Genomic DNA, 10,964 nt, shown 5'->3' on the forward strand with positions numbered 1-10,964 from the left:
CGCCCTGTGATAAAACCGATTTGTCGGCATGGGAGCGCGGCGTGGCAGAAAAAGTGAACCTAACGCGAAGGCGGGTAGTTTTGGGTGTTGGTGCCGCCATCGCCGCCGGCTTTGCGATACGGCAGTACCGTCTGATTCCACAGGATTATTCCGGTGGACGGGTTCAGGTTGCCGGCGCGTATCAACAGGCAGTTTCGGGGGACATCCTGCTGGTGGATATCCGCACCCCCCGGGAATGGCGCGCAACCGGGATTGGCAGGGGCGCGCATCCGCTTGATATGCGCCGCGAGGACTTCGTGCAGGCGCTCACGCAGCTTGCAGATGGCGATCGGTCTGCGCCTGTTGCGCTGATCTGCGCCCGCGGCGTCCGGTCGGCGCGGCTGAGCAATCAACTGACGGCTGCCGGTTTTACCAATATTATCGACGTCCCCGAAGGCATGCTGGGCTCGGCCGCCGGACCGGGTTGGCTGCGCGCAGGGCTGCCGGTCGAAGCTTACAAAGAGGACATTTGATGAAAGCGAAATTCTGGCTGGCGCTGAGCCTTTCATTCGCCGGACAAACGGCTTTGGCCACGTGTGCCGAATCTGAAGGTCCGTGCGAGACCCCGTCCGGCGAATACCACATCGAATTGCCAAAGGCCGAAAACCCGCCGCTGGTCGTGTTCCTGCATGGCTATGGCGGCAGCGGCAGCGGTACGATGAAGAACCGCAATATGGTCGATCCGCTGCTCGCGCGTGGCTATGCGGTGATGGCACCCGAAGGGGCAATGAGCAACGGGCGCAAAAGCTGGAACTTCTATCCCGGCTGGGAGGGGCGGGACGAGACCGCCTTTCTGACCGAAGTGGTGCAGGACGCAGCCGACCGATTTGGCATCGACAGCGACCGGGTTGTGCTGGGCGGGTTTTCCGCAGGCGGGTTCATGGTGAACTATCTGGCCTGCGATGCACCAGAGACGTTTTCGGCCTATGTGCCTGTGTCAGGAGGCTTTTGGCGGCCAAATCCCGAAAGCTGCGCAGGGCCGGTCAAGCTGTTTCACACCCATGGCTGGGCAGACAATGTAGTCCCGTTGGAGGGGCGCATACTGGGTGGGGGCCGGTTCCATCAGGGGGATATCTTTGCAGGATTTGAAATCTGGCGTGAAGCCAATGAATGCCCGGATACCAAACCATCCGGGTTTTCGATCACGGGTAATTTCATGCGCCGAAACTGGACAGGCTGCGCCGAAAACAGCGCGCTGGAGTTTGCGCTGTTTCCTGGTGGTCACGGTGTTCCCAAAGGGTGGGCGGACATGATGGTGGACTGGTACGAAGGCCTGCCCGGAAGCTGATCATTCCGCCGGGGTCATCGTCCCCTTGCCCTCGATCAGGCGTTTCAGTTCGTCACGGTGGCGGAGGGCCGAACGGGTGATTGCGGGTTCGGCGAAGTCCTCGCGCATACCGACCATGCGCCGGGCCGTTCCTGCGGACACGCCGCTAAGCGCGGACAGCGGTATAGCCAGGGCCAGGCTGATGGCGATCGGGGCCAGCCAGACCGATACCAGCCCGGCCAGAATCCCAACGCTCAGTGCGATCCCGCTGATCGTTTCCAGAGCGTGGCATAGAACAAGGGTGCGCAGGCTATAGCTACCGCCGTCGCGGGCTTGCGGGGACCAACCTTTTTGGATGCCCAACGCTGTTCGGAAGACTGCGATCATCTGTTGTACCATCAGGATCGGGGCATAGAGGATCGACAGGATCACCTCGGACAGAAACGAGATGAAAAACCGCCGCCCGCCACCGAAATCGGAATAGCGAACACCGCTAAGGGGCAGGGCCACGACGCCCAGTACCTTGGGCGCCAGCAACATTGCATACATGACCAGAATGATCAGCACGTGGCGGGTTTCAGTCATTTCCGGCCATTGCGGAAATAGCGGGTTGTCTGGGCTGAAATAATGTAGAACCGACGCATCCTCGCCCTGACCGATCAGCGCCCACATGACCAGCAGCGCGAACCACAGCGGTGACATCAGATAGCCGACCGCACCATGAAACATGTGGAAGCGGGACACCGCGCGGAATCCGGCGGAGCCCAGCAGTTTCAGGTGCTGCAGGTTGCCCTGACACCAGCGGCGGTCGCGCATGGCGTGGTCAATCAGGGTGGGCGGTGTCTCTTCATACGATCCGCGAATACGCGGCAGGAATCGCACACCCCAGCCGGCGCGGCGCAGCAACCCGGCCTCGACAAAGTCGTGGCTCATGATCAGTTGGTCCTGCCCGCTGAAAGATCGCAGTTTGGGCAGCCCGGCGCAGCAGGCAAAGGCACGGGTACGAATGATGGCATTGTGGCCCCAGTAGTTGCCTTCCTGCCCGCACCAGCGGGCCAGACCTTCGGCAAAGGCAATGCCATAAACTCCGTTGGCGAATTGCTGCATCCGGGCAAAGACCGACTGCGCACCGATCAGTTGCGGATAACTCTGGATCAGGCCCGCGCCGGGATCACGCGCCAGAGAATCCGTCAGGCGGGCGATGGCGCGGCCGGTCATCAGACTGTCGGCATCCAGCACCAGCATCGCATCCCAGTCCGCGCCCCATCGACTGACCCAGTCGGCGATGTTGCCGACCTTGCGGTCGGTATTCTGTTCGCGGCGGCGGTAATACAACTCCAGCCCGGGTGCGAGCGAGGTTCGCAGCGCCTCGACGCTGGCCTGTTCCTGCGCGGCAATCTCGGGGTCGCGTGTGTCGGACAGGATGAACATGGCATAGTGATGCTGGCCGCCGCGCGCCCGCAATTCTTCCAGCATGGTCCGGGCATTGCCCAGAACGAACCACGGCACTTCGTTATAAACCGGCATCAACAACGCGACGCGCAGCGGGGTCGGGCGGGTCTGGTGTTTGGGCTGCTCCTGCCGCGCAAGCGACGCCATGCCCAGAAGAACGGTGCAGACCGTGAACGAGATCCAGAAGAAATTGAACGAGATCAGCGTCAGCAGAATGCCCTCGATCAGGTTGATCCCTTCGGCTCCGAACCAGTCGGACATCACCCACAACAGGCCCAGCGTTGCGGCCATCGCGGGTGAAAAAGCCAAGGCGCGCCAGAACCCGGCAGACGGATTGTCCGTCCGGGAAGGAACCTGTGCGTCACGGAACCCGGCGCTGAAATCCTGCGCCGGCATGGCCAAAAGCGCCTCGGGGGGCATGATATGCAGATCGCGGTTCATATGGTCCATCTGTACAGCCAGACCTCGGAGGCCGGTTGTTTTCCGACAAGCAACTGCGCGCGCAGTTCGACATGATCCCGTTCGGCGGGTTCAAATGAAAATGCCAACCGCATTCCGCCGGTATCCGGGTTGCGTTGCAACACACCGTCCGAGGTTTCGGCATGAGGCGAATCCACAAAGATCGAAATCGCCTCGGGGTCGTCGAACAAGTCGCTGGCCTCAAAGTCGATGACGGCCAGACGCCCTTCGCCGAACGTGTTTTCGCCCATTGCCGTGTTGATTACGCTGGCCATCGGCGTACGCTGAGGATTGTCGCCCCAGATCAGGCGGTAGGATATATCGATCTGGCTGCCCGCAGCATACGGGGCAGCCGGTCGCCAATAGGCAACGATGTTGTCGTAGATCTCCTGATCGGCAGGAATTTCGACCAGCGTGACCGAGCCTTTGCCCCAGTCGCCTTTGGGTTCGACCCACAGGCCGGGGCGTTTGTGATAGTTCGCTTCAAGATCAGCGTAATCCGAGAACTCACGCTTCCGTTGCATCAGGCCAAAGCCGACCGGGTTGGTGTCGACTAAGGAGGAAATCTGCAACCGCGTCGGGTTCGCCAGCGGCCGCCACAGCACTTCACCCGCGCCGTTGCGCACCATCAGCCCGTCGCTGTCATGCACGGCGGGCCGGAAATCGTCGAAGCGGCTGTGATTGGTCTGATCGAACAGGAACATCGACGTTCCGGGCGCGATGCCCACATGGGTCAGATCCTCGCGCGGGAACAGGGTCGCCTCGACCTCCATCACGCAATCCGCGCCTGCGGTGACATCAAAGCGGTAAGCGCCGGTTACGCTGGGGCTGTCCATCAGCGCATGGACGATCATGTTGCGTTGGCCAGGCGCAGGGCGCTCCAGCCAGAAACGGATGAATTCGGGGAATTCCTCGCCATCCGGGTCGCCGGTCTTCAGCGCCAACCCGCGGGCTGACAGGCCGTAAACTTCGTGCAGGCCAATGGCGCGGAAATAGCTTGCACCTTGCCAAACGCAGAACTCATCGGTTTTACCGGGGCGGTGCATCTCGGTGCGTAAGCGCAGACCGGAGAAGCCCAGAGTGTCGTCCACGGGAAGGTGTGGCACGTCTTCGGATTTGTCGAACATCGCCAGATCGAACGCGACCGGTGTCGTCATGCCGTTTTCAACGGTCGAGACCTGAACAGTGCGCGGAAAATAAAGGCCCGGGGTAAAGAAATCGACGTTGAAGGGTGTCTCGGTCTCGTACCACAGCGCCCGGTCCAGCCGGAACCGGATCGAGCGATACTGCTGATATGTCAGGTCCTGCCATTCCTGCGGCACCATCTCGCGTTCCGCATAGGGGCGGCTGGCCAGATCGCGGGCAAGCTTAATCACATCATCGCGGTCAAACGGAACCTCACCGCCAGTCGCAAACGCGGATGGGGCAAATGCCAGTGCCGTCGATGAAGTTAGAAATGCGCGGCGTGTAAGAATCATTTCTTATATTTCCATGGTTGCGATTTGAACCATGCGGCCAGATAGGCCACACCGATGATCATGGCAAAGCCAATTATGTTGGCGGCAAAGACAGCGGCGGAATCCCGCCCGGTCTGGTCCAGTCCAACGCCGATAAGTCGTGCCGCTGCCATCGAAAATACGAACACTGCCAGCGATTGCTGACCCACCTTGGTGATGACGGTCAGCAGCCATTGCCAGATCCGCGCCGCCACGCCGTGTCCCGAGGCGATCAGGCGATGCCCGTGTTCCCCGGCGGCGACCCAGCCCAGATAGGCCAGTGACAGGAAATGGAGATAACGGAACAGTCCGAATTCGGTTTTGCTCCGCAATTCCTCGGTCAGGGGCCAGGCCTTGCGGATCAGCGCGCCCAGTTCCGGTGCTGCGGAATTCACCCAAAGGAACACCTTCCACGACCCAAAGGGCGCGGACAAGATCAGGAACAGCGCCGCGATCCAGATCAGTGTTTTCGACACAGGCGGCGCGGGAATCCAGCCGCGCATGAATGCAAAACCGGTAAAGAACAGCAATTGCCAGCCAAATGGGTTGAAGAACCACTGGCGGTCCGACCACGGCTCGGCGGGCAGGGCCAGCACTCCGAACTGGGCGACAAGCCAGATCGCGATCGAGGTTGCTGCAACCGCCCAGAAACCGATCCGGGACAGGCCCATGAACAAAGGCATCATCGCAAGAACCACCAGATACATCGGCAGGATGTCGAAATAGTTCGGTACATAGGTGAGTGTGAAAATCCCGACCATCTGCGGCGCAGGATCGTTGAAGAAATGTTGCAGGTTCAGAGACGAGACATAGGTTTTCTCGAACGTGCCAGTCTGGTCCAGTGCGGCCATGGTCATGGCGACAAAGAAAAACAGGCCGATATGTGCCCAATAGACCTGCCAGATCCGGTAGGCGACCCGGGCGGTGCCCAGCCACCAGCCTTTGCGCAGAAAGGCCCCGCCAAAGGCAATCGCCGAGGCCATGCCGGAACAGAACACAAAAATCTCGGTCGCATCCGAGAAGCCGAAGCGTGCCGGAATCCATTTGGCCCACGGATCGTTCGGGATATGCGCGATCAGAATGATGAACATCGCGATGCCGCGATAGAAATCCAGCCGCGGATCGCGCGTGCTGGCAGAGGTCGCAGCCGAAGCTGCAACCGATGCAAAATCAGTAGCGGGCGAAACAGTCGCCATACGTTCTCTGTCCTTCCTGGTCTTTTTTATTGTTATTCGGCGGGCACGCTTTGCATGTCACCGCTGTCGCGTGCCGCTGCGATCAGTGCCCGACGCGCGAGGGCATAGTTGTCCTCGCCTCCGGCCCGCTTGGCACGACGGTCGTCAAGAATGTGCTCAACCTCATCCAGACGTCCGGCGCGCAGGCCGGAATCGATTGTAATACGTTCAAAAACATCACGTTGCGCATGGCTGCCACCTGCCAGTTGCATTGATCCGCGCGCGGTACACAGATGGTCAAAGGCGGTGCCATGCTGGCCGTCGGCGAATGCCTCAAGACCCAGTGCCGCGGCTACGCCGGGATCGGCCATGCGGCGGGTAGTGTCATCCTTGGCGCGTTTTGCGTCTTGCTGGATGCGGTTCAGCATCTTTGCCGTGGCGTCTGCGCGGTTGTCGCCGGTCAGCGCCAGAAGATAATGCAGGTCCGCGAAAATCAAACAGCCATCTTCGGTTCGCGCGGCGGACAAATCGGCCAGTTCTTCCCAACGATTTCCGACATTTACACCCTCAAGTTCCAACCGCATCAGCAACGAGGTTCCGTTCGAGATGTCTCGGTAATCGTCGGTCTTGTCTTGGCGGATGTGGTGATCATACAGCTCCATCACCTGATCGATCTGACCCAGATCAAGATGCATCAGCGCCTTGTGCCACCACACGTGATAGCGGAAGTTGTTGCAGTGCGACCAGGCGTTTTCGCGACCGGCCAGCCAGTCCAGACCCAGCTGCGCGTTACCGGTCATCTCATGCACATGCGCGACCGCATGCAGCCCCCATGCGTCGTCCGAAACCATCCACAGTGCCTGACGGCCCGCGATTTCGGCCTTTTCATAGGCACCGGTTTCCTCGAGCGCGAACGAGTGGCAGCCCAGCAGGTATCCGCGCCCTGGATGATCCGGCGCATAAGCGGGCAGGATGCGTTCGATCGACCGGCGCATGCCCGGGGCATCGCCCAGCACAAATCGGGTCGCGTGGCTGAGTTTCATGGCCAGCGTATCCTGCGGATGGTCGCGCAGCACCGCTTCGAACTTCTGAACCGCCTGCTCCAACTGACCGGCCAGATAAAGCGCCAGTGCATCGACATAAAGACGTTCGCGGGCCGAGATCGGCTGCCGCGCCATTGCGGCATTTGCAGCCGTCAGCGCTTCGACTGCGACAGGCATCATTTCACGCCGGCCCAGCAACGCCATGAACAAACCTTTGATGGCATGACCCAGCGCAAAATCCGGCTCAAGCTCCAGCACTTTGCCCAAGTGTTGGGGCGTGACCGCTGAATGCGCCACGAACCCAAGCAGAACACCATTCCACGCTTCGACGCTTGCCGGCTGGGCCAAAGTGTTCATTTGTCCAAAAACGTCTTGTTTCATACTTGGGTCCAATCTGATTGCGATATTTGACACTGTTCGATTTATCAGAGTGTGCCGACGGGACGTAACAGTATCGACCCTGCTCTCGAATTGGTGAAAGGCTGTGTGTGTAAAACGCGAAAAAAACCGCCGATTCAAGGGCATGTTTCAGCAACATGCCGCCGAAACGGGCACTGTGTTTCAATCGTCGAAGGGATTTTCGGCGCTCAGAACGGCCTGGGTATCGGCGCCAAATACTGGCGGAGCCGCACGATAGGTGACCGGCGTGCGCGATAAATTGAGCGGATTTCCGATCAGTTGCACCGGCCCAGGTTGCGCTTGCATGGCGATCTGCATGTTGCGGGCCGCCGCCTGATCGGTGGCAAAAACCTGATCCAGTGTTTGTACCGGACCAACGGGAACTTTCAGGTTTTCCAGACCCGCGATCACCGTTGCGGTGTCCATGCCTTGCAGGGCAGGTCGCAGCATTGCGTTCAGAGCATCGCGGTTTTCAAGGCGGGCCGGGTTTGTTGCAAAACGGGGATCGTCGGCAAGGTCTTCGCGGTTGATGAAACGGCAGAATCTTTGAAACTGTGTGTCATTGCCGACTGCCAGAATGACGTGGCCGTCTGACGTTTCATAGACGTCGTAGGGCACGATATTGGGATGCCCGTTGCCTCGCCGTTGCGGAACGTTGCCGGATGTCAGGTAATTCACACCTTCGTTGATCAGCCATGCGATCTGCGCGTCGACCAGCGCCAGATCGATCTGCTGTCCTTCGCCGGTCTGGTCGCGGTGCCGTAAAGTCGCCAGTATGCCGACGGTGGCGTACATGCCGCACATCACGTCGGCAATGCCGACACCCACTTTCATCGGCGCGCCTTCGGGGTCGCCGGTCAGCGACATGATCCCGCCATAGCCCTGCGCCATCAGATCATAACCGGGTTTGCTCGCATTTGGTCCGGTTTGCCCATATCCCGAGATCGAGCAGTACACGAGCCCTGGAAGCTCCTGTGACAGAGACACGTAGTCCAGCCCGTATTTGGCCAGGCCGCCGGGTTTGAAATTTTCGATCAGGATATCGGCATGAGATGCCAGCCGTTTGATTTCGGCCTGACCCTCGGCGGTCGTGATATCGATCGCCACGGATTTCTTGTTGCGGTTGGCTGCCATGAAATAAGCACTCAGGTCCGAGCGGTTTCCGTCCGCATCCTCGACATATGGCGGGCCCCACTGCCGTGTGTCGTCGCCACCCGTTGCCGGGTTTTCGGTCTTGATGACACTGGCGCCCAAGTCGCCCAGCAATTGCGTACAGGTCGGCCCGGCCAGAATACGGCTGAGATCCAGAACCTTGACGCCTTTCAGCGGCCCTTCAGATGCGGCCATCGTAACCTCCGCGCTCAATCTCAGCGGCGATGACCGTGAATGTGTCGGCTTTTACGGCGGCATCCAGTGCTGCGCGCAATTCGGCGCGATTGCGAACAGTGTGGCCATTGCCGCCAAAGGCGCGCCCCATGGCGGCAAAATCGTGGCGGTCGAAGTCAACGCCCCGGTTGCCCATCTGACGCTGGCGCTGCTTTAGCTCGATCAGCGCAAGGCTGGCATCGACAAAGACCAGAAAGATCGGATTGCCACCCATTTCAGCAGCCGTCGAAAGCTCGCCGGCGACCATCAGGAACCCGGCATCGCCGGAAAAGCTGATCACGGGACGGTCCGGTTCTGCCAGTTTCAGGCCTATGGCCATCGGCACGGCGCAGCCCATGGTACACAGGGCCGAGGATTGTATCAGCCCGCGCGGCTCGGAACATTCCCACATCTGGCTGAGCAGGATGCGATGCGCGCCGCTGTCGGCAGTCGCCAGGGTTTCGGGCGGAAGCGCTGCGCGGGATTCCGCGATCACTGCGGCGGGTCCCCAGTCGTCATCCATCGGGAACGCTTGCGCCAGTGCCGCTTTCACCTGTTCGGGCTCGCCACCAGGCCACGTCGCGCGCGCGGGATTGCCCTTGGCGATGGCCTCCAGCGTGGCCGCTGTGTCGGCAACCAGATTGAGCCCGGCCTGATGCATGTAGTGATCGTTGACGACCGCCGAGATGTCGATCACGCGCTTTTCCTCGGGGTCCCAGATCTCGCGCCAGCCGGGGCGCATTTCGATTGGGTCATAACCCAGGCACAGGACCAGATCGGCCTGCTCCACCAATGGCACCAGATGCTTGTCCGCCAGCGGGGACAGCCCTGCAGCGCCCAGACACAGGGGATGATCCTCGGGCACCACGCCCTTGGCCTTGTAGGTGGTCACAAAGGGAATTCGGAAGTGCTCAAGAAAGGCCCGCACTACACAGCGCGAGTCGTCATAGAGGACATCGAGCCCGATGATGGCCAGCGGACGCTCGGCGTCGGCGACCCAGCGCCGGGCCTTTTCAAGGCAGTTCCCTTCGGGGGCAACGGCGGCGGGCTTGGTCAGTCGGCGCCGTTTCATGCTGCTGACAGGCGTATCGGCAACCGAGATCGGCACGTCGATATGCACGGGGCCAGGACGTGGCTGATTGGCAAGTGACACGGCCTTGTCCGCGACGATATCCGCGCCCTCGGCGGTCATTACAAACGTGCCCTTCGTGATCGAGCGGTAGACCCGGGAGTGGTCCATAACCTGATGCGTATAGGTCAGCGCTTCGTCCGCGTCGACGCAGCCAGTCAGCACGATCATGGGAACCCGGTCCTGCAACGCGTTCGCCACCACGTTGATCCCGTTCATCGCACCGGGGCCCAATGTCGCCACCAGAATCGCAGGCGCACCGTCGCGATGATGTACCGCCTCGGCCATAAAACCAGCCGAGTTTTCGTGTTTGGCCAGATGAAAGGTTATACCCGCCTTCTCAAGCGCGTCGACCAACGTCAGAACTTCTCCTCCAGGCATACCGAAAGCATGGCGACAACCGGCCTCGTACAGGCGTTGGGCCAGAATATCCGCCGCGCGGGGTGAAAGGTCCTGCATCCGTCATGCTCCGATACACAAGTTGCACAGCAGATTGCGGAGGACGCCGTCGGACGCAAGGCAGATCACGGCAGTGTGACTATTTGACTGCCGCTTCGGCCACGGCCTGAAACTTTTTGTCCAGTTCCCGGGCAATTTCGCTCAGCTTTGCGCCACCTTCTGAGGCATAAGGAGCAAACACAAATCCGGGCGTTTTATAGGACAGGGTGGCAGTTCCGTCTTCGTTTTCGGTCACGTAAAACCTGATCGGCGCCTCGATCATCGCGTTGGTCGATGTTTCCAAAACACGCACAGCAAAATCGTTGTTGAATGCGCCGATTACCAGGTTGCCGGGAATGGTGATCCCGCGCGCAGCGGCGGCTTTTGTAGGCCCGGCTTGCGTCACCACGATCAGCCCATTTTCCTTGACTGCTGTTTTGGTGGCGTCCACCAGGTCCTCATATGACTTGTCGGTCACGTAAACCGCCCAGCCTTCGGGGATGTCGGGATCATCAGCCCAAACGGGATAGGCCAGCAGACAGAACAGGACCCAGAGCAATCTCATCACATTGCCTCATTTGGTGTGACTGACCCTGTGATGCCAGAAATTCAGCACCGACGCATTCACATTCTTGTGGGGTGGCCCGTCAGAGGAGTGCACCCTCCATCAGACGTTCGATTGAGCCATGAGGCTTTTCGCAT

Annotated in this window: 9 protein-coding genes; 2 read left to right on the top strand and 7 right to left on the bottom strand. The window is 60.2% G+C overall.

Going from position 1 to position 10,964, the window contains the following annotated elements; genetic code table 11:
• The first annotated feature begins 41 nt into the window (after positions 1-41).
• Positions 42-512 carry a rhodanese-like domain-containing protein gene (locus AC2FIR_RS16215; protein WP_480914690.1) on the top strand — a complete coding sequence of 157 codons (471 nt, stop codon included), beginning with the start codon at positions 42-44 and terminating at the stop codon, positions 510-512.
• Positions 512-1,327: a CE1 family esterase gene (locus AC2FIR_RS16220; RefSeq protein WP_496745666.1), complete on the top strand. Its 816-nt coding sequence runs from the start codon at positions 512-514 to the stop codon at positions 1,325-1,327. Before AC2FIR_RS16215 ends, AC2FIR_RS16220 begins: the two co-directional genes overlap by 1 nt.
• On the opposite strand, the gene mdoH is transcribed toward AC2FIR_RS16220, so the two are convergent.
• The 7 genes from mdoH to AC2FIR_RS16255 form a co-directional block, all read right to left on the bottom strand.
• A complete protein-coding gene (gene mdoH, locus AC2FIR_RS16225; protein WP_496745770.1) occupies positions 1,328-3,199 on the bottom strand; it encodes a glucans biosynthesis glucosyltransferase MdoH in 1,872 nt (623 codons plus the stop codon). It lies immediately after the preceding gene.
• A complete protein-coding gene (locus AC2FIR_RS16230) occupies positions 3,196-4,695 on the bottom strand; it encodes an OpgD/OpgG family glucan biosynthesis protein (protein ID WP_496745664.1) in 1,500 nt (499 codons plus the stop codon). Before AC2FIR_RS16230 ends, mdoH begins: the two co-directional genes overlap by 4 nt.
• Complete coding sequence (locus tag AC2FIR_RS16235) at positions 4,692-5,909, bottom strand: OpgC family protein (RefSeq protein WP_496745662.1); 1,218 nt, start codon at positions 5,907-5,909, stop codon at positions 4,692-4,694. Before AC2FIR_RS16235 ends, AC2FIR_RS16230 begins: the two co-directional genes overlap by 4 nt.
• Before the next feature lie 32 nt (positions 5,910-5,941).
• On the bottom strand, positions 5,942-7,312 hold the full coding sequence (locus tag AC2FIR_RS16240) for a tetratricopeptide repeat protein (RefSeq protein WP_480914685.1): 1,371 nt from the start codon (positions 7,310-7,312) through the stop codon (positions 5,942-5,944).
• A 180-nt stretch (positions 7,313-7,492) separates the two neighbouring features.
• Entirely contained in the window at positions 7,493-8,677 is a 1,185-nt protein-coding gene (locus AC2FIR_RS16245) for a CaiB/BaiF CoA transferase family protein (RefSeq protein WP_496762730.1), read from the bottom strand.
• On the bottom strand, positions 8,664-10,283 hold the full coding sequence (locus tag AC2FIR_RS16250) for a thiamine pyrophosphate-binding protein (RefSeq protein WP_496745658.1): 1,620 nt from the start codon (positions 10,281-10,283) through the stop codon (positions 8,664-8,666). Before AC2FIR_RS16250 ends, AC2FIR_RS16245 begins: the two co-directional genes overlap by 14 nt.
• 79 nt (positions 10,284-10,362) lie before the next feature.
• The gene (locus AC2FIR_RS16255) at positions 10,363-10,827 is read right to left on the bottom strand and encodes a DUF302 domain-containing protein (RefSeq protein ID WP_496745656.1); all 465 of its coding nucleotides are present in this window, start codon (positions 10,825-10,827) and stop codon (positions 10,363-10,365) included.
• Between the last annotated feature and the right edge of the window lie 137 nt (positions 10,828-10,964).

Source organism: Ruegeria sp. CDSB136, from assembly GCF_059610965.1.

Coding starts and splice junctions, on each gene's coding strand:
- AC2FIR_RS16250 (WP_496745658.1), bottom strand. CDS start 10,283: ATGCAGGACCTTTCACCCCGCGCGGCGGATATTCTGGCCCAACGCCTG.
- AC2FIR_RS16240 (WP_480914685.1), bottom strand. CDS start 7,312: ATGAAACAAGACGTTTTTGGACAAATGAACACTTTGGCCCAGCCGGCA.
- AC2FIR_RS16230 (WP_496745664.1), bottom strand. CDS start 4,695: ATGATTCTTACACGCCGCGCATTTCTAACTTCATCGACGGCACTGGCA.
- mdoH (WP_496745770.1), bottom strand. CDS start 3,199: ATGAACCGCGATCTGCATATCATGCCCCCCGAGGCGCTTTTGGCCATG.
- AC2FIR_RS16245 (WP_496762730.1), bottom strand. CDS start 8,677: ATGGCCGCATCTGAAGGGCCGCTGAAAGGCGTCAAGGTTCTGGATCTC.
- AC2FIR_RS16235 (WP_496745662.1), bottom strand. CDS start 5,909: ATGGCGACTGTTTCGCCCGCTACTGATTTTGCATCGGTTGCAGCTTCG.
- AC2FIR_RS16220 (WP_496745666.1), top strand. CDS start 512: ATGAAAGCGAAATTCTGGCTGGCGCTGAGCCTTTCATTCGCCGGACAA.
- AC2FIR_RS16255 (WP_496745656.1), bottom strand. CDS start 10,827: ATGAGATTGCTCTGGGTCCTGTTCTGTCTGCTGGCCTATCCCGTTTGG.